The 22,818-nt window shown below is 72.2% G+C and carries 21 protein-coding genes; 19 read left to right on the forward strand and 2 right to left on the reverse strand.

All coding sequences use genetic code 11. The features are described 5' to 3' along the window. Positions 1-535 (reverse strand): inositol monophosphatase (locus tag I4I78_RS12980; protein WP_374225865.1); only part of this gene is annotated, 535 nt, incomplete at its 3' end. Positions 536-717: 182 nt separating this feature from the next. On the opposite strand from I4I78_RS12980, the gene I4I78_RS12985 reads away from it, so the two are divergent. The 18 genes from I4I78_RS12985 (at position 718) to I4I78_RS13070 (ending at position 21,457) form a co-directional block, all read left to right on the forward strand. Beyond that, positions 718-1,884: a glycosyltransferase family 1 protein gene (locus I4I78_RS12985; RefSeq protein ID WP_218611550.1), complete on the forward strand. Its 1,167-nt coding sequence runs from the start codon at positions 718-720 to the stop codon at positions 1,882-1,884. A gap of 30 nt (positions 1,885-1,914) precedes the next feature. After that, the gene (locus I4I78_RS12990) at positions 1,915-3,042 is read left to right on the forward strand and encodes a glycosyltransferase (protein WP_218611551.1); all 1,128 of its coding nucleotides are present in this window, start codon (positions 1,915-1,917) and stop codon (positions 3,040-3,042) included. A gap of 72 nt (positions 3,043-3,114) precedes the next feature. Beyond that, positions 3,115-3,807 carry a demethylmenaquinone methyltransferase gene (locus tag I4I78_RS12995; protein ID WP_218611552.1) on the forward strand — a complete coding sequence of 231 codons (693 nt, stop codon included), beginning with the start codon at positions 3,115-3,117 and terminating at the stop codon, positions 3,805-3,807. 304 nt (positions 3,808-4,111) lie between these two features. Next, a complete protein-coding gene (locus I4I78_RS13000) occupies positions 4,112-4,492 on the forward strand; it encodes an NADH-quinone oxidoreductase subunit A (protein WP_218611553.1) in 381 nt (126 codons plus the stop codon). Between the two features lie 14 nt (positions 4,493-4,506). Further along, entirely contained in the window at positions 4,507-5,166 is a 660-nt protein-coding gene (locus tag I4I78_RS13005; protein ID WP_218611554.1) for an NADH-quinone oxidoreductase subunit B family protein, read from the forward strand. Further along, on the forward strand, positions 5,166-6,014 hold the full coding sequence (locus tag I4I78_RS13010; protein ID WP_218611555.1) for an NADH-quinone oxidoreductase subunit C: 849 nt from the start codon (positions 5,166-5,168) through the stop codon (positions 6,012-6,014). Before I4I78_RS13005 ends, I4I78_RS13010 begins: the two co-directional genes overlap by 1 nt. Continuing rightward, the gene (locus I4I78_RS13015; RefSeq protein ID WP_218611556.1) at positions 6,011-7,363 is read left to right on the forward strand and encodes an NADH-quinone oxidoreductase subunit D; all 1,353 of its coding nucleotides are present in this window, start codon (positions 6,011-6,013) and stop codon (positions 7,361-7,363) included. The genes I4I78_RS13010 and I4I78_RS13015 overlap by 4 nt, the downstream gene beginning before the upstream one ends. Next, the gene (locus tag I4I78_RS13020; RefSeq protein WP_218611557.1) at positions 7,360-8,178 is read left to right on the forward strand and encodes an NAD(P)H-dependent oxidoreductase subunit E; all 819 of its coding nucleotides are present in this window, start codon (positions 7,360-7,362) and stop codon (positions 8,176-8,178) included. Before I4I78_RS13015 ends, I4I78_RS13020 begins: the two co-directional genes overlap by 4 nt. Positions 8,179-8,182: 4 nt before the next feature. Then, a complete protein-coding gene (gene nuoF / locus I4I78_RS13025; RefSeq protein WP_218611558.1) occupies positions 8,183-9,577 on the forward strand; it encodes an NADH-quinone oxidoreductase subunit NuoF in 1,395 nt (464 codons plus the stop codon). After that, positions 9,574-12,054: an NADH-quinone oxidoreductase subunit G gene (locus I4I78_RS13030; protein WP_218611559.1), complete on the forward strand. Its 2,481-nt coding sequence runs from the start codon at positions 9,574-9,576 to the stop codon at positions 12,052-12,054. The genes nuoF and I4I78_RS13030 overlap by 4 nt, the downstream gene beginning before the upstream one ends. Before the next feature lie 80 nt (positions 12,055-12,134). Continuing rightward, entirely contained in the window at positions 12,135-13,436 is a 1,302-nt protein-coding gene (gene nuoH, locus I4I78_RS13035; RefSeq protein WP_218611568.1) for an NADH-quinone oxidoreductase subunit NuoH, read from the forward strand. Continuing rightward, complete coding sequence (gene nuoI / locus I4I78_RS13040) at positions 13,437-13,994, forward strand: NADH-quinone oxidoreductase subunit NuoI (protein ID WP_218611560.1); 558 nt, start codon at positions 13,437-13,439, stop codon at positions 13,992-13,994. Further along, positions 13,991-14,872 (forward strand): NADH-quinone oxidoreductase subunit J, encoded by an 882-nt coding sequence (locus I4I78_RS13045; RefSeq protein ID WP_218611561.1) that lies wholly within the window; start codon positions 13,991-13,993, stop codon positions 14,870-14,872. The genes nuoI and I4I78_RS13045 overlap by 4 nt, the downstream gene beginning before the upstream one ends. After that, positions 14,869-15,168 (forward strand): NADH-quinone oxidoreductase subunit NuoK, encoded by a 300-nt coding sequence (gene nuoK / locus I4I78_RS13050; protein ID WP_218611562.1) that lies wholly within the window; start codon positions 14,869-14,871, stop codon positions 15,166-15,168. Before I4I78_RS13045 ends, nuoK begins: the two co-directional genes overlap by 4 nt. Positions 15,169-15,261: 93 nt before the next feature. After that, entirely contained in the window at positions 15,262-17,157 is a 1,896-nt protein-coding gene (gene nuoL / locus I4I78_RS13055; RefSeq protein ID WP_226379617.1) for an NADH-quinone oxidoreductase subunit L, read from the forward strand. A gap of 2 nt (positions 17,158-17,159) precedes the next feature. Beyond that, positions 17,160-18,812: an NADH-quinone oxidoreductase subunit M gene (locus tag I4I78_RS13060; protein WP_308252072.1), complete on the forward strand. Its 1,653-nt coding sequence runs from the start codon at positions 17,160-17,162 to the stop codon at positions 18,810-18,812. Beyond that, the gene (gene nuoN, locus I4I78_RS13065) at positions 18,809-20,437 is read left to right on the forward strand and encodes an NADH-quinone oxidoreductase subunit NuoN (protein WP_218611564.1); all 1,629 of its coding nucleotides are present in this window, start codon (positions 18,809-18,811) and stop codon (positions 20,435-20,437) included. Before I4I78_RS13060 ends, nuoN begins: the two co-directional genes overlap by 4 nt. An 18-nt stretch (positions 20,438-20,455) precedes the next feature. Next, the gene (locus I4I78_RS13070; RefSeq protein ID WP_218611565.1) at positions 20,456-21,457 is read left to right on the forward strand and encodes a polyprenyl synthetase family protein; all 1,002 of its coding nucleotides are present in this window, start codon (positions 20,456-20,458) and stop codon (positions 21,455-21,457) included. Here the strand turns inward: I4I78_RS13070 and rarD are convergent. Then, positions 21,433-22,353 (reverse strand): EamA family transporter RarD, encoded by a 921-nt coding sequence (gene rarD / locus I4I78_RS13075; protein WP_218611566.1) that lies wholly within the window; start codon positions 22,351-22,353, stop codon positions 21,433-21,435. The genes I4I78_RS13070 and rarD overlap by 25 nt on opposite strands. A 219-nt stretch (positions 22,354-22,572) precedes the next feature. Between rarD and I4I78_RS13080 the strand changes: the two genes are divergently transcribed. Then, positions 22,573-22,818: hypothetical protein (locus tag I4I78_RS13080; protein ID WP_218611567.1), on the forward strand; the 246-nt coding region annotated here is incomplete at its 3' end.

Here is a 22,818-nt window from a genome sequence, read left to right on the forward strand (position 1 = left end):
GGTCCTCGGCGCAGACCAGCGAGCCGGCCACCGTCGGGTTCGCCAGCGCCCGCACCGGCACCCCGTTGGCGCGGAAGCCGCGACCGCGCGCCGCCGCGTAGATCTGCCCGCGCCCGGGGTCGGCGACCACCCCGACGGCCGGGCCGGAGGCGTCGACGAGGGCGAGGCTGTAGGCGCACCAGGGCAGCCCGGCGACGTAGTTCGCGGTGCCGTCCACCGGGTCGACGACCCAGCGCATCGGCGCGTGCTCGGCGGCCGGGTCGGCGCCGTACTCCTCGCCGACGACCGGGAACGTCGGGAACTCCGCGGCCAGTACCCGGCGGGTGTGGCGCTCCAGGGTCCGGTCGGTGTCGGTGACCCAGTCGAACGGGTTCGCCTTGGTCTGCGTGGTGGCGGGGCGGTTGCCGTGGTCCCGCCCGATCGTCGCCGAGATGACCTCCGCGGCGTCGTTGGCCAGCCGCCCGGCCGCCTCCAGCGCACGGGAGAGCAGCCCGGGGTCCACCGGCTCCGGCGTCGGGAGCTGCGGGAGCGGCATCGAGGCGACCGTCATGTGGACCTAGTGTCGGGGTGCTCGGTGACCCGCCTGCGTCCGCGAGATGACGGGCCGGCGCCCGCCCGGCCAACTCCGCGCCCGGTCGCTCAGTGTTGGCCGACTGTTGCACGACGGGTCACGGAGGCGACGGCACCCGGCGTCACCACCGGACCAAGGTCATCGGCGTGCGAGTCGCCATCGTGTCCGAATGCTTCCTGCCCGTGGTCAACGGCGTCACCAACTCGGTCCTGCGGGTGTGCGAGCACCTGCGCGCCGGCGGGCACGACGTGCTCGTCATCGCGCCGGGGGCGAGCGAGCCTGAGAGCCACGAGGGGATCCCGGTCGTCCGGATCCCGGCGGTGGAGCTGCCGGTGGTCAACTCGATGCCGGTCGGCGTGCCGAGCAGGCGGATCCTGACCGCGCTGCGTGCGTTCGCGCCCGACGTCGTGCACCTCGCGGCGCCGTTCGTGGTCGGTGCCCGCGGCCTGGCCGCCGCGCGGCGCCTGGGCGTGCCGACGGTGGCGATCTACCAGACCGACGTGGCCGGGTTCGCCGCCTCCTACGGCCTCGGGCTCACCGCGCGGGCGGCGTGGCGCTGGACCTGCCGGCTGCACAACCAGGCCGACCGCACGCTGGCCCCGTCGAGCTGGGCCACCGGCGCGCTGCGCGACCGCGGGGTGGCGCGGGTGCACCAGTGGGCGCGCGGCGTGGACACCCGCCGCTTCACCCCGTCCCGGCGCTCCGAGTCCTGGCGCGCGCACCTGGCGCCGAACGGCGAGACGCTGGTCGGGTTCGTCGGGCGCCTGGCCCCGGAGAAGCAGGTCGAGCGGCTCGCCGTGCTGGGCGACCTGCCCGGCGTGCGCCTGGTCGTGGTCGGCGACGGGCCCTCGGCCGAGCGGCTGCGGGAGATGCTGCCGGACGCGGCGTTCCTCGGTCAGCGCGGCGGCGACGAGCTCGCCGACGTCTACGCCTCGTTGGACGTGTTCGTGCACACCGGGCAGGCCGAGACGTTCTGCCAGGCCGTGCAGGAGGCGCTGGCCTCCGGCGTGCCGGCCGTCGCGCCGGATGCGGGCGGCCCGCGCGACCTGGTGCTGCCCGGTCTCACCGGCTATCTCGTCGCCCCGCGCCCGGACGGGGGCGAGCCGGGGGAGCCGGCCACCGACGCCGCCGACCGCGAGCTGCGCGAGGCCGTGCTGGCGCTGACCGACCCGGCCCGGCGTGCCGCGTTCGGTGCGGCCGCGCGCCAGTCGGTGCTGCGCCGCACGTGGACCGCGGTCGGCGACGAGCTCGTCGCGCACTACACCGACGTGCTGCGCGCGGCCGAGCACGACGTCCCCCTGCACGCCGCGTGAGCCGGCGTCGTCCGAGCAGCGCGGCCTGAGGTGCGGATCGTCCAGCTCGCGAACTTCTACGGCCCCCGCTCCGGTGGCCTGCGCACGGCGCTGACGGCGCTGGGGTCGGGCTACGTCGGGCGCGGGCACGAGGTCGTCCTGGTGGTGCCCGGCGCCCGCGCCTGCGACGAGCTGCTGCCCGGCGGGATCCGCCGGATCCGGGTACCGGCGCCGCTGCTGCCCGGCACCGGCGGCTACCGCGCCGTCGACCCGTGGCGGGTGACGCGGCTGCTCGAACGCCTGCGCCCGGACGCGATCGAGGTCTCCGACCGGCTCACCCTGCGCGGGCTCGGCGGCTGGGCGGCGCGGCGCGGGGTGCCCAGCGTGGTCGTCTCGCACGAGCGGCTCGACCGGCTGCTCGACCAGTTCCTGCTCCCGGACCGGCCGGCCCGGGCACTGGCCGACCTGGCCAACTCCAGGATGGCCGCGGCCTACGACACGGTCGTGTGCACCACGTCGTTCGCGCGCGCCGAGTTCGACCGGATCGGTGCGGCCAACGTGCGCCAGGTCCCGCTCGGGGTGGACCTGGCGACGTTCTCCCCGCGCCACCACGACCCGGACCTGCGCCGCGACCTCGCCGCCGGCGCGGCCACGCTGCTGGTGCACTGCGGCAGGCTGTCCCCGGAGAAGCATCCCGAACGCAGCATCGACACCGTGGCCGCGTTGCACGACGCGGGCGCGTCGGTCCGGCTGGTCGTGGCAGGCGACGGGCCGCGCCGTGCCGCGCTGGAGCGGCGCGGCGCCGGGCTGCCGGTGACGTTCCTGGGCTTCGTCCCGCACCGTGCCCGCCTGGCCGGCCTGCTGGCCTCGGCGGACGTCTCGATCGCGCCCGGACCGCACGAGACGTTCGGCCTGTCCGCGCTGGAGGCGCTGGCCAGCGGCACCCCGGTCGTGGTGTCCCGGTCCTCGGCGCTGCCCGAGATCGTCACCTCGGTGGCCGGGCACCCGGTCTACGGCGCGTCCGCCGAGGACTCGCCGGCGGCCTTCGCCGCCGGCATCACCACGGTGCTGGCCGCGGACCCGGACGGCCGCCGCCACGCCGCCCGCTCGCGGGCCGAGCAGTTCGGCTGGCCGGAGTCGGTGGAGGGGATGCTGGCCAGCCTCACGGCCGCGGCCTGACCCGCTCCCGCCCGGGAGCCGCGCCGCCCTGCGCGGGCACCCGCCGCGGGAGGTCCCCGTAGTGTCGGGGGCGTGTCCCGGGCCGATCTCGACAAGGATCCGCGCGACGTCGCCACGATGTTCGACGGCGTGGCGCGCCGCTACGACCTGACCAACACCGCGCTCAGCGGCGGTCAGGACCGCTACTGGCGCGCCCAGACCCGGCGCGCGCTGGCGCCCCGGGCCGGGGAGCGGGTCCTCGACCTCGCCGCGGGCACCGCGGTGTCCACGGTGGAGCTGGCCCGCGACGGCGCGTGGTGCGTGGCCGCGGACTTCTCCCTGGGGATGCTGCGCGCCGGACACCGCCGGGACGTCCCCAAGGTCGCCGCGGACGCACTGGCGCTGCCGTTCGCCGACGAGTCGTTCGACGCGGTGACGATCTCGTTCGGCCTGCGCAACGTCGCCGACCCGGACGCGGGCCTGGCCGAGCTGGCCCGGGTCACCCGGCCCGGCGGGCGCCTGGTCGTCTGCGAGTTCTCGACGCCCACCTGGACGCCGTTCCGCGTCGCCTACCAGGAGCTGATGCTCGGCCGCGCGCTGCCGGCGATCGCCCGCGCGGTGTCGTCGAACCCGGACGCCTACCTCTACCTCGCCGAGTCGATCCGGGACTGGCCCGCGCAGCCGCGGCTGGCCGAGCGGATCGGGGCGGCGGGCTGGGAGCGGGTCGCCTGGCGCGACCTGACCGGCGGCGCGGTCGCGCTGCACCGGGCGTTCAAGGCCGCCTGAGGAACTCCCCGGCGGACCCGGTCCGTCGTCGTGCCCGCCTCCGTGCGCGCGCAGGAGTGGTACGCCTTACACTTGCCCCCGAAACTTCGTGAATTTCTTCACAAGGCGTGCGAGCGTCCGGCGGAGGGGGAGTCCATGAGCAGCGCAAACGGCCTCTCACCTGGCAGTACGTCAGACGTGAACTAAGGCTCGCCTGGGTCGTTCGTCACGCCGGCCCGCGCATAAGGTCCCCACCGATCGACCGGTGTCGATCAACACCGGCGGCGACGGGGCCGCGTCGTCCTCGACTACGAAGGTGTAGGAGATGCTCGATCCCTATCTCCCGCTAGTCCTGCTGTTCGCGCTGGCGGCTGCGTTCGCGCTGTTCTCGGTCGTGTCGGCGCCCTACATCGGCCCCCGCCGCTACAACAGCGCGAAGCTGGACTCCTACGAGTGCGGCATCGAGCCCTCACCGGCGCCGGTCGTCGGCGGCGGCCGGATGCCGGTCGCCTACTACCTCACGGCGATGCTGTTCATCCTCTTCGACATCGAGATGGTCTTCCTCTATCCGTTCGCGGTCAGCGCGGACGTGTTCGCGGGCGCCGGTCTGGGCGTGTTCGTGCTGGTGGAGATCGCCCTGTTCATCGTCACGGTCGGGTTCGCCTACGCCTATGTCTGGCGTCGCGGCGGGCTGGACTGGAACTAGGAGTAAAGCGACACATGGGACTCGAGGAGAACCTGCCCAACGGGGTCCTGCTGACCAGCGTGGAGAAGCTGGTCAACTGGACCCGCAAGTCGTCGCTGTGGCCGGCCACGTTCGGCCTGGCCTGCTGCGCGATCGAGATGATGACCTCCGGTGCCCCGCGCTACGACCTGGCGCGCTTCGGCATGGAGGTCTTCCGCGCCTCGCCGCGCCAGGCCGACCTGATGATCGTCGCGGGCCGGGTCAGCAACAAGATGGCCCCGGTCCTGCGCCAGATCTACGACCAGATGCCCGAGCCCCGCTGGGTGCTCGCGATGGGCGTCTGCGCCAGCTCCGGCGGGATGTTCAACAACTACGCCGTCGTGCAGGGCGTCGACCACGTCGTGCCGGTCGACATGTACCTGCCCGGCTGCCCGCCGCGTCCGGAGATGCTGATGGACGCGATCCTCAAGCTGCACGCCAAGATCATGGACGAGCCGCTGGGCACCAAGCGTGCCGCCGAGCTGGCCGAGAGCGGCTACCGCACGCCGATGATCCCGTCGTCGGTGAAGTTCGCGCCGAAGTCCAAGCAGCTCGGGGCGCTGCGGACCACCCGCAACCAGGACGTCCCGAACTACCTGGAGCCCGGTAGCGAGCCGAAGCCGTCGCTGCCGCAGATCCCGACCGGGGGCCAGTGATGACGACCGGACCCGACGATCCGGGTCGCACCGGGACCTCGAAGGACTCCTCGGAGCGCACCGGCGCCGCGCAGTCGTCGTCGGAGGAGAGCGGCGCCGCCCTGGACGAGCAGCGCGCAGCCGGCGGGGAGAGCCCGGAGACCGGTGCCCGCCCCGCGTCGATGGGCGGCGAGGTGCCGGTCGCGGCGACCCGCACCCGGTCCGGCATGTTCGGCGTCCGCGGCACCGGTGACACGTCCGGCTTCGGCGGCCTGCGGCTGCCCGGGTACTCGCCTGCCCCGGCCGAACGGCCCTACGGCGGCTGGTTCGACGAGATGGCCGACGAGCTCGCCGCGGCGATGGACCAGAACGGCATCGACCGCTCCGCGATCGAGCAGGTCACCGTCGACCGCGGCGAGATCACGTTCTACGTGGCGCGCGAGCGCGTCGCCGAGATCGCCCGCACGCTGCGTGACGACCCGGGTCTGCGCTTCGAGTTCTGCTCGTCGGTCTCCGGCGTGGACTACAGCGCCCCGGACGGGGCGCCGGTCGACACGCCGCTGCACGTCGTCTACCACCTGCTGTCGATGACCTACCGGCGCCGGATCCGGCTCGAGGTCTCGCTGGACTTCGACGACCCGCACGTGCCGAGCGTCGTGGAGACCTACCCGACCGCGGACTGGCACGAGCGCGAGACCTGGGACATGTTCGGGGTGGTCTTCGACGGCCACCCGGCGCTGACCCGGATCCTGATGCCCGACGACTGGGACGGCCACCCCCAGCGCAAGAGCTACCCGCTCGGCGGCATCCCGGTGGAGTACAAGGGCGCGGAGATTCCCCCGCCCGACGAGCGGAGGGCCTACTCGTGAGCACCCCCACCGACTCCGGGTCGACGACCGACCCGTACACCGTGTCCCCACCTCCGGCGAACGAGCGGGAGACGACCGAGGGCACGGTCTACACCGTCACCGGTGGCGACTGGGACACCCTGATCGACTCCGACCACGACGACCGCATCGTGATCAACATGGGGCCGCAGCACCCGTCCACGCACGGGGTGCTGCGCCTGGTGCTCGAGCTCGAGGGCGAGACCGTCACCCAGGGCCGTCCGGTGATCGGCTACCTGCACACGGGCATCGAGAAGAACTGCGAGTACCGGACCTGGACCCAGGGCGTCACGTTCGTGACGCGCGCGGACTACCTGTCCCCGCTGTTCAACGAGTCCGCGTTCTGCCTGGCCACCGAGAAGCTGCTCGAGACCGAGGTCCCGCGCCGCGCGCAGCTGATCCGGGTCCTGCTGATGGAGCTCAACCGGGTCGGCTCGCACCTGGTGGCGCTGGCCACCGGCGGCATGGAGCTCGGCGCGCTGACCGGTATGACGTCCGGGTTCCGCGAGCGCGAGGAGGTGCTGCACCTGCTGGAGCACCTGACCGGGCTGCGGATGAACCACGCGTTCATCCGGCCCGGCGGCCTGGCCCAGGACCTGCCCGCGGACTGGGCCGAGAAGGTCACCGACTTCCTCAAGGTCATGAACACCCGGCTGCCGGACTACGACAAGCTGCTCACCGGGCAGCCGATCTGGCGCCAGCGGATGGAGGGCGTCGGGTACCTGCCCGTCGACGGCTGCCTCGCACTCGGCGCGACCGGCCCGATCCTGCGCGCGGCCGGGCTGGCCTGGGACCAGCGCAAGACCGAGCCGTACTCCTGCTACGAGGAGTTCGACTTCGAGGTCCCGACGGCCACCGAGGCCGACTGCTACGCCCGCTACCGGCTGCGCGTGGCCGAGATCCACGAGTCGCTCAAGATCGTCGAGCAGTGCGTGCGGAAGATCGAGCCGGGCCCGGTCATGGTGGCCGACCCGAAGATCGCCTGGCCGGCGCAGCTCTCGGTCGGCAGCGACGGCATGGGCAACACCCTCGAGCACGTCCGCAAGATCATGGGTCAGTCGATGGAGTCGCTGATCCACCACTTCAAGCTGGTCACCGAGGGCTTCCACGTGCCGCCGGGGCAGGCCTACGTGCCGGTCGAGTCGCCGCGCGGCGAGCTCGGCGCGCACCTGGTCTCCGACGGCGGCACCCGCCCGGTCCGCGTGCACATGCGCGACCCCAGCTTCGTGAACCTGCAGACGATGCCGGCGATGAGCGAGGGCGGCATGGTCGCCGACGTCATCGCGGCCGTCGCCTCGATCGATCCCGTGATGGGGGGGTGCGACCGATGACCCTCCCCGAGGGCATGCCCGAGTCGAACAGCGCATCGACCGCCAAACCTGCCGAGCGGGTCTTCGAGTCCGTCGTCGCGGAGCCGTCGCCGGTCTCGCCGACGTTCGACGAGCTCACCCGGCAGCGCACGAAGGAGATCATCGCGCTGTACCCGCAGGCCCGGTCGGCGCTGCTGCCGCTGCTGCACCTGGTGCAGTCGGTGGAGAACCACGTCAGCCAGGACGGGATCCGGTACTGCGCCGAGGCCCTGGACCTGAGCCTGGCCGAGGTCACCGCGGTGGTCACTTTCTACACGATGTACAAGCGCACACCGTGCGGCGAGCACCTGGTCAGCGTGTGCACCAACACGCTGTGCGCGGCGCTGGGCGGCGACGACATCTACGCCCGCCTGCAGGAGCGCCTGGGCACCGAGGGGCGCCCGCTGGGGCACGAGGAGACCGCGGGCGAGCCGGGCAGCACCGGCTCGATCACGCTCGAGCACGCCGAGTGCCTGGCCGCCTGCGACCTGGCCCCGGTGCTGCAGGTCAACTACGAGTACTACGACAACCAGAGCGTCGAATCGGCGACCGAGCTGGTGGAGGCGCTGCGCCGCGGCGAGCGCCCGGCCCCGACCCGTGGCGCGCCGCTGACCGACCTGCGCACGGTCGAGCTGGAGATCGCCGGGTTCGTCGACGACGCCGACGTCCGCGTGGCGGGGCCGTCCTCGGCGATCGAGTCCGTGCGCGGTGCGCAGCTGGCCGCCGACCGCGGCTGGGTCGCGCCGGCGATGCCCGACGAGCCCCCGGCCATGCCCGCGCTACCGGAGAAGAAGTGATCACATGAGCACCCCTCCCGAGCAGGCGACCGCCACCACCCGTCCCGACCCGCTGACGCCGGTGCTCACCCGGCGCTGGCTGTCCCCGCGCTCCTGGTCGCTGTCGACCTACGAGCAGCTGGAGGGGTACTCCTCGCTGCGCACCGCGTTCGACGCGCATCCGGACCAGCTCATCCAGCTGATCAAGGACTCGGGCCTGCGCGGACGCGGCGGGGCCGGGTTCCCCACCGGGATGAAGTGGGGCTTCATCCCGCAGGACGACGGGTCCGGCAAGGGCCCGGGCGCCAAGCCCAAGTACCTGGTGATCAACGCCGACGAGGGCGAGCCGGGGACCTGCAAGGACATCCCGACGATGATGGCCGACCCGCACTCGCTGATCGAGGGCTGCATCGTCACCAGCTACGCGATCCGCGCGAACTTCTGCGCGATCTACGTGCGCGGCGAGGCGGTGCACTGCATCCGCCGGCTGCGCGCGGCCGTCGCCGAGGCCAAGGCCAGGGGCTACCTCGGGCGCGACATCCTGGGCACCGGCTTCGACCTGGAGATCGTCGTGCACGCCGGGGCCGGCGCCTACATCTGCGGCGAGGAGACGGCGCTGCTGGACTCGCTGGAGGGCCGGCGCGGCCAGCCGCGGCTCAAGCCCCCGTTCCCGGCGACGTCCGGGCTCTACGCATCGCCCACCGTGGTGAACAACGTGGAGACGATCGCGTCGGTGCCGGCCATCGTCACCGGCGGGTCGGCCTGGTTCCGCAGCATGGGCCGGGAGAAGAGCCCCGGCCCGAAGATCTACTCGGTGTCCGGGCACGTCGAGAGGCCCGGCCAGTACGAGGCCCCGCTGGGCATCACGCTGCGCGAGCTCCTGGAGCTGGCCGGCGGGATGAAGGACGGCGTCCCGCTGAAGTTCTGGACGCCGGGCGGCTCGTCGACACCGCTGTTCACCGCCGAGCACCTCGACGTCCCGCTGGACTTCGAGGGCGCCGCGGAGGCCGGGTCGATGCTCGGCACCACCGCGGTGCAGGTGTTCAACGAGACCGTGTCCGTGCCGTGGGCGGTCATGAAGTGGACCGAGTTCTACAAGCACGAGAGCTGCGGCAAGTGCACGCCGTGCCGGGAGGGCACCTACTGGCTGGTGCAGATCCTGGAGCGGATGGTGCACGGCGAGGGCACCGCGTCCGACGTCGAGACGATGCTCGACGTCTGCGACAACATCCTCGGGCGCTCGTTCTGCGCCCTCGGTGACGGTGCCACCAGCCCGATCACCAGCGCGATCAAGTACTTCCGCCAGGAGTTCCTGGACCTCGTCGCGGAACAGCCCGCGGTGCAGCGTCCGGACCAGCTGGCGGATGCGGAGCGTGCGCAGCAGACCATCGATACCGAGCTGACCGGAGCGTCCGCATGACCCTCTCCCCGGACAAGACGGAGACGCCCGTACCCGAGGGCCACGTCCGGCTCACCATCGACGGCCGCGAGATCGACGCGCCCAAGGGCGAGATCCTCATCCGCACCTGCGAGCGGCTCGGGATCATCGTCCCGCGCTTCTGCGACCACCCGCTGCTGGACCCGGCCGGTGCCTGCCGGCAGTGCCTGGTCGAGGTCGAGATGGGCGGGCGGCCGATGCCCAAGCCGCAGGCCAGCTGCACCATGACCGTCGCCGACGGGATGGTGGTCAAGACCCAGCACACGTCCGAGGTCGCCGACAAGGCGCAGCAGGGCGTGATGGAGCTGCTGCTGATCAACCACCCGCTGGACTGCCCGATCTGCGACAAGGGCGGCGAGTGCCCGCTGCAGAACCAGGCGATGTCCAACGGGCGCGCGGACTCCCGGTTCGTCGAGACCAAGCGGACGTTCCCGAAGCCGCTGCCGATCTCCTCGCAGGTGCTGCTCGACCGCGAGCGTTGCGTGCTCTGCCAGCGCTGCACCCGGTTCTCCGAGGAGATCGCCGGCGACCCGTTCATCGACCTGCTCGAGCGCGGCGCGGACCAGCAGATCGGCATCGCCGAGAACGCGCCGTTCCAGTCCTACTTCTCCGGCAACACGATCCAGATCTGCCCGGTCGGCGCGCTCACCAGCGCCGCCTACCGGTTCCGCTCGCGGCCGTTCGACCTGCGCTCGACGCCGAGCACCTGCGAGCACTGCAGCTCGGGCTGCGCGACCCGGGTGGACTCCCGGCGCGGGACGACGCTGCGCCGCCTGGCCGGCAACGACCCGTCGGTGAACGAGGAGTGGCTCTGCGACAAGGGCCGGTTCGCGTTCCGCTACCTGCAGTCGGCGGAGCGGATCACCCGGCCGATGGTGCGCGGCGCGGACGGCGTGCTGGTCGAGGCGTCCTGGACCGACGCGCTGGCCGCGGCCGCCGAGGGTCTGCTCGCGGCCCGGGACAACGGCGGGATCGGGGTGCTGCCCGGCGGCCGCCTGACCGTCGAGGACGCCTACGCCTACGCCAAGTTCGCCCGGATCGCCGGCCGCACGAACGACATCGACTTCCGCGCCCGCCCGCACTCGGCCGAGGAGCTGGAGTTCCTGGCCGCGCACGTGGTCGGCACCCATCCGGACGACGGCGGCGCGAGCTTCCTCGGCCTCGAGGACGCGCCCGCGGTGCTCACCGTCGGGATCGACCCGGAGGAAGAGTCCGGGATCGTGTTCCTGCGGCTGCGCAAGGCGTGGCGCAAGAAGGGGCTGCGGCACTTCCAGCTCGGGCAGTGGACCACCGACGGCGCCCGCAAGACCGGCGCCACGGTGCTGCACGCGGTGCCCGGGGCGGAGGCCGCGGTGCTCGACGCCGCCGGCGCCGAGAGCAGCGCAGGCGGAACGAGCATCGGCACGGACCTGGTCGGCGCCCTGAGCACGCCGGGTGCGGTGATCCTGGTCGGGGACCGGGCGGCCGAGTCGCCCGGGCTGTACTCCGCGGTGTCCGCGCTGGCCGCGCGCACCGGCGCGACGGTCGGCTGGGTCCCGCGCCGGGCCGGCGACCGCGGCGCGGTCGAGGCCGGTGCGCTGCCGACCCTGCTGCCCGGCGGCTGGGCGGTCACCGACCCGAAGGGCCGGACCGAGGTCGAGCGGGCCTGGGGGGTGGGCCCGGGCGAGCTGCCGGAGGTCCCCGGCCGGGATGCGACCGCGATCCTGGAGGCCGCCGCGAACGGCACCCTGGGCGGGCTGGTCGTCGGCGGGGTGGACCCGAACGACATGGCCGACCCGCAGGCGGCGCTCATCGCCCTGTGCGAGGTCGGCTTCCTGGTCAGCCTGGAGATCCGGACCTCGGCGGTGACCGAGCTGGCCGACGTCGTGCTGCCGGTCGCGCCGGACGCGCAGCGCTCGGGCAGCTACGTGAACTGGGAGGGCCGCCGCCGCGAGTTCGGTGTCGCACTGGACGCCAGTGGCGTGCTGCCGGACTGCCGGGTGCTCGACACGCTCGGCGTCGAGATGGACCACGACCTGTTCACCCAGACCCCGGCCGCGGCCTGGGGTGAGCTGGAACGCATCGGCTCGCGTCGTCCGGGTGCCCCGGCCCCGCGCTTCGCGGCGGGCGAGACGGCCCGGCCGGGGTTCGGTCAGGCCGTGCTCGCGACCTCGCGCCAGCTCGTCGACGACGCGACGCTCGCCGAGGACGAGCCGGCCCTGGCCGGCACCGCGCGGCGGGCCTACGCCCGGGTGAACGCGGCGACCGCGGAGCGGCTCGGCCTGACCGAGGGCCAGGACGCGGTGGTGCGCAGCGACCGCGGCGCGCTGAGCCTGCCGGTCGCGCTGAGCGACCTGCCGGACGGCGTGGTGTGGCTGCCCACCTGCTCGCCCGGCTCCCACGTCCGGCCCACGCTCGGGGTCGGTCACGGTGACCTGGTCGGCGTCAGCCCGGCCGGCTCGAACGGGGGCGCGGCGTGAACGTGTTCGCCCACGCGGCGGGGGCCCGGTTCCCGACGGGACCGCTCCCGGCCCAGCAGCCGGTGGACCCGGTGAGCGGGCTGACCCGCACCCAGCAGCTGCTGGCCGACGACCCGATCTGGCTGGTCCTGCTCAAGGTCGTCGTGCTGTTCGGGATCGGCGTCGTGCTGACCCTGTTCATGATCAACTGGGAGCGCAAGGTCGTCGGCCGGATGCAGCACCGTCCGGGCCCGAACCGGACCGGGCCGAACGGCTGGCTGCAGAGCCTCGCCGACGGCCTCAAGCTGGCGTTCAAGGAAGAGATCATCCCGGTCCTCGCGGACAAGAAGGTCTACTTCATCGCGCCGGTGATCTCCACGGTCCCGGCCTTCGTCGCGTTCTCGGTGATCCCGTTCGGCGGCGAGGTCTCGATCTTCGGCGAACCCACCGTGCTGCAGCTGGTGGACCTGCCGGTCGGCGTGCTCGTCGTCCTGGCCTGCAGCTCCATCGGGGTCTACGGGATCGTGCTAGGCGGCTGGTCCTCCGGCTCGCCCTACCCACTGCTGGCCGCGCTGCGCAGCGCCGCCCAGGTGATCTCCTACGAGATCGCGCTCGGGCTCTCGATCGTGGCCGTCGTGCTCTACACCGGCTCGATGTCCACCGCGGACATCGTCGAGAGACAGGCCGGCGGCTGGTACTTCTGGCTGCTGCTGCCCAGCTTCATCGTCTTCGTGATCTCCATGGTCGGCGAGACCAACCGTGCCCCGTTCGACCTGCCCGAGGCGGAGTCCGAGCTGGTCGGCGGTTTCCACACCGAGTACTCGTCGCTCAAGTTCGCCCTGTTCTTCCTCGCCGAGTACGTCAACATGGTCACCGTCTCGGCGATGGCCACGACGCTGTTCCTGGGTGGCGGGCGCTGGCCGTGGCCGCTGTCGTCGTTCAACGACAGCGGTTGGCTGATGTTCGTCGCGTTCCTGGTGAAGACGCTGCTGTTCCTGTTCGTCTTCATCTGGCTGCGCGGCACGCTGCCGCGGATGCGCTACGACCAGTTCATGCGCCTGGGCTGGAAGGTCCTGGTCCCGCTGAGCCTGGTCTGGATCGTGGCCGTGTTCGGCATCCGCACCTACGTCAACACCGGCGGCGACAACTACACGCTGCTGCTGCTGCTGATCGGGTTCCTGGTGCTCGTCGTCCTCGGGGTGGCGTTCCTGCTGCCGGACCGCAAGGTCGCCGAGGCCGAGATCGAACCGGCGTCGGACTACCCGGTGCCGCCACTGGACCTGAAGGTCCCGTCATCACCGCCCAAGCGGCGGCGGGCGGTCGGGACGTCCGGGTCTGCCGGCGCCCCCCGTGAAACCGCGGGCGCGATCGCGGGCGACACCCGCAAGGAAGGCGAGGAGTAGATGTTCGACTTCTTCAAGGGGTTCGGCGTCACCTTCGGGACGATGTTCAAGAAGGTCGTCACCGAGGAGTACCCGGAGGACTTCCCCCCGGCCGCACCGCGATACCACGGCCGCCACCAGCTCAACCGGCACCCGGACGGGCTCGAGAAGTGCGTCGGCTGCGAGCTGTGCGCCTGGGCCTGCCCGGCGGACGCGATCTACGTCGAGGGCGGGGACAACACCGAGGAGGCGCGGTACTCGCCCGGTGAGCGCTACGGCGCGATCTACCAGATCAACTACCTGCGCTGCATCGGCTGCGGCCTGTGCATCGAGGCCTGCCCGACCCGCTCGCTGACGATGACCAACTTCTACGAGCTGGCCGACGACAACCGGCAGGACCTGATCTACACCAAGGAGCAGCTGATGGCCCCGCTGCTCCCGGGGATGGAGCAGCCGCCGCACCCGATGCGCCTCGGCGACGACGAGCAGGACTACTACGTCCAGGGCCCGACGCTGGCGAAGGCGACCGCACGCGGTGAGGACACCCAGGGCGACGCGGTGGGGGAGCAGGTCCGATGAGCACGGTCGCCGTTCTCGCGCAGGCCGGCGGGGTCGAGGCGCTCACCTCGACCGGTGAGGCGATCGCCTTCTGGATCTTCGGCCCGGTCGCGCTGGCCTCGGCGCTGGGCATGGTCTTCGCCCGGCACGCCGTGCACTGCGCCCTGCTGCTGGCCCTGACGATGTTCTCGCTGGCGATCCTCTACGTGATCCAGCAGGCCCCGTTCCTCGGGTTCACGCAGATCATCGTCTACACCGGCGCCGTGATGATGCTGTTCCTGTTCGTGCTGATGCTGGTCGGCAAGGACAGCCGGGACTCGGTGGTCGAGGTGCTGCGCGGCCAGCGGGTCGCCGCACTGGTGCTGGGCCTGGGCATGGCCGGGCTGCTGGTCGCCGCGCTGGCCCGTTCGCTGACCTCGGTGCAGCCCGCCCCGGGCGCGGGTCTGGGCCCGAACAACCTGGGCGGGCTCGGCCGGCTGATCTTCACCGTCTACCTCGGCCCGTTCGAGCTCACGTCCGCGCTGCTGATCACCGCCGCGCTCGGCGCGATGGTGCTGGCGCACGCGCAGTCCTCGACCCACGAGAAGCGCACCCAGCGCCAGACCGTCATCGCCCGGCTGCGCGGCGAGCACGCCCGGATCTCCCCGCTGCCCGGCCCGGGCGTCTACGCGACCGCGAACTCGGTCGCCGTCCCGGCCCTGCTCCCGGACGGCTCGATCGCCCCGGAGTCGCTCTCGGAGATCATCGAGTCGGTGGCGGTGGACGTCCCGGACACCAGCACCCCGGACGCGCACTCGCTGACCGGCCGCTCGTCCCCGGACCGGTCGATCGACGCCGGCGAGCCGAACGACGTCAGCACCCCCGACGGCTCCCACAGCGGCACGGAGAAGGAATCGTGAGCCCCACCAACTACCTGCTGCTCTCCGCGCTGCTGTTCTCGATCGGCGCCGTGGGCGTGCTGGTCCGGCGCAACGCCGTCGTCGTGTTCATGTGCATCGAGCTGATGCTGAACGCGGTGAACCTGACCCTGGTGACGTTCTCCCGGATCAACGGGACCCTCGACGGGCAGGTCATGGCGTTCTTCGTGATGGTCGTCGCCGCCGCCGAGGTCGTGGTCGGCCTGGCCATCATCACCTCGATCTTCCGCACCCGTCAGTCCTCCTCGGTGGACGACGCGAACCTGCTCAAGTACTAGGAGCGCACCCTCGTGACCACCACGCTCCCCGCGCTCTCCGCGCTCGCGCAGGAGGCCCAACCGGCCGTCGGCGAGGCGACCGGGACCGCGTCCCTGGCCTGGCTGCTGTTCGCGCTGCCCGCGGCCGGTGCCCTGGTCCTGTTCCTGACCGGGCGCCGCTCCGACCGGTGGGGCCACTGGCTGGGCCTGCTCACCGTCGTCGCGTCGTTCGTGATCGGCCTGCTGATCTTCCTGGAGACGGTCGGGCTGGCCCCGGGTGAGCGCACCCGTGAGCTGGCGCTCTACAGCTGGATCGGCTCCGGCTCGCTGAACGTCGACTTCGGTCTCCGGCTGGACCCGCTGTCGCTGACGTTCGTGCTGCTGATCACCGGCGTCGGCTCGCTGATCCACCTCTACTCGGTCGGCTACATGAGCCACGACCCGGGACGGCGGCGCTTCTTCGCGCAGCTCAACCTGTTCGTCGCGGCGATGCTCGTGCTGGTCCTGGCCAACAACTTCGTGCTGCTCTACCTGGGCTGGGAGGGCGTCGGCCTGGCCTCCTACCTGCTGATCGGCTTCTACCAGGACCGCCCGGCCGCGGCGACCGCGGCGAAGAAGGCGTTCCTGATGAACCGCGTCGGCGACGTCGGGCTGGCGCTGGCGATCTTCCTGCTCTGGCTGGAGCTGGGCACCACCCAGTACAACGAGGTCTTCGGCCGGATCGGCGAGGTCCCGAGCGGGACCGTCCTGGCCGTCACGCTGCTGCTGCTGCTCGGCGCGTGCGGCAAGTCCGGCCAGTTCCCGCTGCAGTCCTGGCTGCCGGACGCGATGGAGGGCCCGACCCCGGTCTCGGCCCTGATCCACGCGGCCACGATGGTCACCGCGGGCGTCTACCTGATCGCCCGCACCAACCCGATCTACGACCTCACCGAGACCGGACGCCTGGTCGTCGCACTGATCGGCGTCGTCACGCTGCTGATCGGGGCGATCATCGGCTGCGCCTACGACGACATCAAGAAGGTGCTCGCGTACTCCACGGTCAGCCAGATCGGCTACATGATCCTGGCCGTCGGGCTCGGCCCGGCCGGCTACGCGCTGGGCATCTTCCACCTGCTCACGCACGGGTTCTTCAAGGCCGGGCTGTTCCTCGGGGCCGGCTCGGTGATGCACGCGATGAACGACGACGTGGACATGCGCCGCTTCGGCGGGCTCTGGCGGAAGATGCCGGTCACGTTCGTGACGTTCGGCCTGGGCTACCTGGCGCTGATCGGGTTCCCGTTCCTGTCCGGCTACTTCTCCAAGGACGCGATCATCGAGGCCGCTTTCGCGCAGGAGGGCTGGCAGGGCTGGGTGTTCGGCGGCGCCGCCGCGCTGGCCGCGGGCCTGACCGCGTTCTACATGACGCGCCTGATGTTCATGACCTTCTTCGGCGAGCGCCGCTGGGAGAAGGTGCCCGCGCACAACGGCGAGGCCTACCACCCGCACGAGTCGCCGGCCACGATGACCGTGCCGATGATCGTGCTGGCGTTCGGCTCGGTCGGCGCCGGCGCGGCGCTCTACCCGGTGCTTCCGGAGTGGCTGGCCCCGACAGTCGGTGAGCTGCGCGAGCTCGAGGGCGGCGCGCTGCCGCACGCGGTCGTGCCGTGGCTGGTGGTCGGGCTCTCCGCGCTCGGCGTGCTGGCCGGCTACCTGTTCGTGGGCCGGCGGCCGGTCCCGGTCGAGCGCCCGGAGCGGGTGTCGCTGCCGGTCCGAGCCGCCCGCGCCGACCTGTACGCGAACGCGATCAACGAGAGCGTCGTCGAACGCCCGGGCACCTGGCTGACCCGGATCCTGGTCTACTTCGACAACCGTGGCGTCGACGGCGCCGTGAACGGCATCGCCGCCGGCCTCGGTGGAAGCTCCGGACGCCTGAGACGACTGCAAACCGGCTTCGTACGGTCCTACGCGCTGTCCATGCTGGGCGGCAGCGTCCTGATCGTGGCGGCCATGCTGGCGGTGAGGTTCGCGTGAACGTGTTGAGTGCTGCCGGCCCGATCGTGCCGGACTCGGGCGGCAACGTCCTGCTGATCGTCCTGCTGCTGCTCCCCCTCGTCGGCTCGCTGGTGATGTACCCGCTGCGCGGCAACGTGGCGCTGGCCAAGGGCGTCGCGATGGCGGTCGCGCTTCTCGAGCTGGTCCTGGTCGTCCTGGCGTGGGTGGGCTACGACACCGCGGCCGCGGCCGACGGGACCCGGTTCCAGCTCGAGTTCTCCGCGTCCTGGATCCCGGCGTTCGGCACGCACATCGCGTTCGGCGTCGACGGCATCGCGCTGGTGATGATCGCGCTGACCGCGTTCCTGGTGCCGATCCTGATGCTGTTCGCCTGGGCCGAGAAGCTGCCCGAGGGACGGACCGCGTCCGGCTACTTCGGTCTGCTGCTGGCCACCCAGGCGATGCTGGTCGGGGTGTTCGCGGCGACCGACGTGTTCCTGTTCTACGTCTTCTTCGAGGCGATGCTGATCCCGATGTACTTCCTGATCGGGCGCTTCGGCGGCCCGAACCGGCAGTACGCGGCGGTGAAGTTCTTCCTGTACTCGCTGCTCGGCGGGCTGATCATGCTGGCGTCGCTGATCGGGCTGTTCGTGGTCAGCGGCGAGCGGCTCGGGCAGGGCACGTTCACCTGGGCCGAGCTGCAGACGATGGCGGCCACGGTGCCGACGTCGACGCAGATCTGGCTGTTCCTCGGGTTCTTCGTCGCCTTCGCGATCAAGGCGCCGCTGTTCCCGTTCCACACCTGGCTGCCCGACGCCGGTGCCGAGGCGCCGATCGTCGGGGCGGTGCTGCTGGTCGGCGTGCTGGACAAGGTCGCCACGTTCGGTTTCCTGCGTTACTGCCTGCCGCTGTTCCCGGCGGCCAGCCAGGCGCTGGCGCCGCTGGTGCTCACGCTCGCCGTGGTCGGCATCATCTACGCCGCGCTGCTGGCGGTCGGGCAGACCGACATGAGCCGGTTCGTCTCCTACACCTCGATCGCGCACTTCGGCTTCATCGCGCTGGGGATCTTCGCGTTCTCCAGCCAGGCCTTCGCCGGCGCGACGCTCTACATGGTCAACCACGGCCTCTCCACCGGCATGCTGTTCCTGATGGTCGGCATGCTGATCACCCGGGGCGGGTCGCGGAAGATCGCCGACTACGGCGGGGTGGCGAAGCTGGCCCCGCTGCTGGCCGGCTGCCTGCTGGTGGCCGGGATGTCGTCGCTGGCGCTGCCGGGCACGAACTCGTTCGTCAGCGAGTTCCTGGTGCTGGTCGGCTCGTTCCCGAACGCGCCGGTGTTCACGATCGTCGCGACCGTGGGCATCATCTTCGCCGCCCTCTACGTGCTCTGGTTCTACCAGCGCACCATGCAGGGCCCGGTCCGCGGCGACGCGGTGACCGCGGCCCTGGAACGGGCCGGGGCCGGTGGCCCGGGCGCGATGACCGACCCGGGGATCGCGGCGAAGCGCGCCGGCACCGGGTTCGCGGACCTGGGTCGCCGTGAGATCGCGGTGGTGACCCCGCTGATCGTGGCGATCGTGGTGCTCGGGTTCTTCCCGGCACCGCTGCTGGACGTGATCAACCCGTCGGTGACGGCGACGATGCAGGAGGTCGGCCTGGCCGACCCGGTGCCCGTGGGAGGAACAGCGCGATGAACGCGGCGAACGATGTGGTGGCCGTGCTCGCCCAGGAGGCGATCACGGCCCCGGCGGTCGACGGCATCGCCGTGGCGCCGCTGCTGGTGGTTCTCGGCGGGGCGTGCATCTCCGTGCTGATCGAGGCGTTCCTGCCCCGGCACCAGCGTTGGCCGGTGCAGGTGACCTGGGCCGGGCTGGTGATCGTGGTCGCGCTGGTGTCGCTGGCCGGGTACGCGCTCGGCTCGCCGCAACCGGTGGTGACCCTCGGCGAGTCGCTGTCGGTGGACAGCCCGACACTGTTCCTGTGGGGCACCCTGCTACTGCTCGGCATCCCCAGCCTGCTGATGATCGCCGACCGTTCGGTGGAGCCGGGCGGGGCCTTCATCCCGTCCGCCGCCGAGCGCGCGGCCAGCCGGGTCGGCGGGGGCGGTACCGGTGGCACCGGGGGTTCCTCGGAGCACGCGGACCGGTCCTACGGCCTGCCCGGCCAGGCCCCGACGATGCAGACCGAGATGTTCCCGTTCGTGCTGTTCGCGCTCGGCGGCATGATGGCCTTCGTCGCGGCGAACGACCTGCTGACGATGTTCATCGCGCTCGAGGTGCTCTCGCTGCCGCTGTACCTGATGTGCGGGCTCGCCCGGCGCCGCCGGCTGCTCTCGCAGGAGGCGGCGGTCAAGTACTTCCTGCTCGGGGCGTTCGGCTCGGCGTTCTTCCTCTACGGCGTGGCACTGCTCTACGGCTACTCCGGATCGGTGCGCCTGTCCGAGATCTCCGCCGCGGCGGCCGGCTCCACCCGCTCGGACACGCTGCTGTTCGCGGGTCTGGCGCTGCTGCTGGTCGGCCTGCTGTTCAAGGGCTCGGTGGCGCCGTTCCACACCTGGACCCCGGACGTCTACCAGGGCGCGCCGACGCCGGTGACGGCGTTCATGGCCGCCTGCACGAAGGTGGCCGCGTTCGGCGCCATCGCGCGGGTGCTCTACGTCGCGTTCGGCTCCACCCGCTGGGAGTGGCGCGGGGTGCTGTGGGCGATCGCGGTCCTGTCGATGGCCGTCGGCGCGGTGCTCGGGCTGACCCAGACCGACGTCAAGCGGATGGTGGCCTACTCCTCGATCGCGCACGCGGGCTTCCTGCTGCTCGGCACGATGGCGATCACGCCGGAGGGCACCTCGGGGACGCTGTTCTACCTGCTGGCCTACGGCTTCACCACGGTCGCGGTCTTCGGGGTCATCTCGCTGGTCCGCGACTCCGAGGGCGAGGCGAGCCACCTGTCGCAGTGGGCGGGGCTGGCCAAACGCTCCCCGGTCGTCGCCGGGGTGATGACGTTCCTGCTGCTCGCGCTCGCCGGGCTGCCGCTGACCAGCGGGTTCACCGCGAAGTTCGCGGTGTTCTCGGCGGCGCTGTCGGACGGGATGGCCCCGCTGGTGGTGATCGCGCTGGTGGCCAGCGCGGTCGCCGCGTTCTTCTACCTCCGCGTGATCGTGCTGATGTACTTCAGCGAGCCGGCGGCCGACGGCCCGACGGTCGTGGTGCCGGGCGCTTTCACCACCGCGGCGATCACGCTGGGTGTTCTCGTCACCCTCCTGCTGGGGATCCTGCCCACACCTGCCCTCCAGTGGGCCGGCGCCGGCGCGTTCAGCGGCTGACATTCGTAGGGTGTGGGGGTGGAGACACAGAGCGTCGCCGGGGTTGAGCTGGCCGACCCGGCGCTGGCCGAGGCCACGGCGGACGGCCTGAAGCGGGTCGAGGACCTGTTGCACCGCGAGGTGCAGGGCGACTACCGGTTCGTGACGGAGACGTCGCTGCACCTGATCGACGCCGGCGGCAAGCGGTTCCGGCCCCTGTTCACGCTGCTGGCGGCCCAGGTGGGGCCGCATCCGGAGCGGGACGAGGTGGTCACCGCGGCGGCCGTGGTGGAGCTGATCCACCTGGCCACGCTGTACCACGACGACGTGATGGACGCGGCGACGATGCGCCGCGGTGCCCAGAGCGCGAACTCGCGCTGGGACAACTCGGTCGCGATCCTGACCGGGGACTTCCTGTTCGCCCACGCGTCCCGGCTGGTCGCCGACCTCGGGCCGGAGGCCGTCCGGATCATCGCCGAGACGTTCGCCGAGCTGGTCACCGGCCAGATGCGCGAGACCCGGGGGCCGCGCGCCGACGACGACCCGGTCGCGCACTACCTGCGGGTGGTCGGCGAGAAGACCGGGTCGCTGATCGCCACGTCCGGGCGCTACGGGGGCATGTACTCCGGTGCCACACCGGAGCAGGTGGAGGCGCTGCGGCGGTTCGGCGAGCTCATCGGGACCGCGTTCCAGATCTCCGACGACATCATCGACATCGCCTCGCCGGCCGACGACTCGGGCAAGACGCCGGGCACCGACCTGCGCGAGGGCGTGCACACGCTGCCGATGCTCTACGCGTTGCGCGCCGAGGGCGGCGGCGACGAGCGGCTGCGTGAGCTGCTCTCCCGCCCGCTGACCGACGACGCCGAGGTCGACGAGGCGCTCGGGCTCCTGCGCGCCGGGAACGGGCTGGCCGAGGCGCGGCGGACCGTCGCCGGCTACGCCGAGCAGGCCCGCGCCGAGCTGGCCTCGCTGCCGCCGTGCGCCGCGATCGACGCCCTGTCCACGCTCGTCGACTACGCCGTGGAGCGCACCGGCTGATCCGGGCTCCGGCGGGTCCGGCGCAGCAGGTCGACGCTGAACACGGCCAGGGCGACCCAGATCAGGCCGAACCCGGCCCACCGTGCCGGCGACATCCGTTCGCCGACCACGAGCACGCCCCAGAGGAACTGCAGGGTCGGGTTCAGGTACATCAGGACGCCGAGGACCGAGAGCGGGATCCGGCGCGCCGACATGCCGTAGAGCAGCAGCGGCAGCGCGGTCGCCGGCCCTGCTGAGAGCATCAGCAGCAGGTGCCAGGGCCCGAGCCCGATGAACGTGCCGGACCCGGCCAGCTCCAGCACCAGGACGTAGACCGCGGCCAGCGGGAACAGCACGATCCCCTCGGCGGTCAGGCTGGCCGCGGCCGGCAGCGGCACCGTCGCCTTGATCAGCCCGTACATGCCGAACGACGCCGCCAGCACCATCGACAGCCAGGGCACGGTGCCGTTCCCGATGCTGATCACCAGCACCGCGGCCGCACCGAGCCCGAGCGCCACCCACTGCAGGGCGCCGAGCCGTTCGCGCAGCACCACCACCCCGAGCAGGACGCTGACCAGCGGGCTCATGTAGTAGCCCAGTGCGGCCTCGACGACCAGGTCGACCGACACGCCGTAGATGAACATGCCCCAGTTGACGGCGATGAACACCGCCGCCGCGGTCACCGTCGCCCAGCCGCGCGGGCCCAGCCCCCGCAAGGGCCGCCAGCCGCGGATCAGGGTGAGGACGGCCGTCATCAGCACCGTCGTCCAGAGGATCCGGTGCGCGAGCACCTCCGGTGGGGCGGCCGGGTCGAGCAGCGGCCAGAACGCGGGGAACAGGCCCCACAGCGCGTAGGAGCCGATACCGAGGGCGACGCCGCCGCGGTCGAGTGTCTTCCCGTCGCCCGCCGCCGTCACCGGTCCATGAGATCACCTCGACCCGTTCGGCGCCCCGTCACTCCAAAGGTGGGTGTCGGGGGCGGCGTGCGTGGCTTCGGCGCGGCACGATGTCGGGGACCTCGTCGGGCACCGGAGCGGGCCGGCCGCGGTCGCGTGACACCTGTGCGGTGCACGCGATCCGTGATATCAACCACCCGTTCGCGGCCGTCCGGCCCGGACACCGATCGGAGGGCCGACATGGGCCGGAGCTTGTTGTGGCTGCTCATCGCCGTCGTCGTGATCATCGTGATCGTCGCGCTGGTGCTGCGCGCGCGGTCGAGGTCGCGGGCCCGCGCGGAGCAGGAGACCGGATCACCTGCCGGGACGACGCCGGTCGGCGGGCCCGTGCCGGGTGGGGCGCAGGCCGGTGGGGCGCCGGGCGGTGGGTCGCCCGCGCGGGCGACGGGCGGCGACCAGGGTGGTGACGCCGGGACGGGCCCGGCT

It is taken from the genome of Pseudonocardia sp. KRD291, assembly GCF_019263595.1.
Classification (GTDB): Bacteria; Actinomycetota; Actinomycetes; order Mycobacteriales; family Pseudonocardiaceae; genus Pseudonocardia.

Coding starts and splice junctions, on each gene's coding strand:
- nuoF (WP_218611558.1), top strand. CDS start 8,183: ATGAGCACCCCTCCCGAGCAGGCGACCGCCACCACCCGTCCCGACCCG.
- nuoI (WP_218611560.1), top strand. CDS start 13,437: ATGTTCGACTTCTTCAAGGGGTTCGGCGTCACCTTCGGGACGATGTTC.
- I4I78_RS13010 (WP_218611555.1), top strand. CDS start 5,166: ATGACGACCGGACCCGACGATCCGGGTCGCACCGGGACCTCGAAGGAC.
- I4I78_RS13030 (WP_218611559.1), top strand. CDS start 9,574: ATGACCCTCTCCCCGGACAAGACGGAGACGCCCGTACCCGAGGGCCAC.
- I4I78_RS13005 (WP_218611554.1), top strand. CDS start 4,507: ATGGGACTCGAGGAGAACCTGCCCAACGGGGTCCTGCTGACCAGCGTG.
- I4I78_RS13000 (WP_218611553.1), top strand. CDS start 4,112: ATGCTCGATCCCTATCTCCCGCTAGTCCTGCTGTTCGCGCTGGCGGCT.
- nuoN (WP_218611564.1), top strand. CDS start 18,809: ATGAACGCGGCGAACGATGTGGTGGCCGTGCTCGCCCAGGAGGCGATC.
- I4I78_RS13020 (WP_218611557.1), top strand. CDS start 7,360: ATGACCCTCCCCGAGGGCATGCCCGAGTCGAACAGCGCATCGACCGCC.
- I4I78_RS13045 (WP_218611561.1), top strand. CDS start 13,991: ATGAGCACGGTCGCCGTTCTCGCGCAGGCCGGCGGGGTCGAGGCGCTC.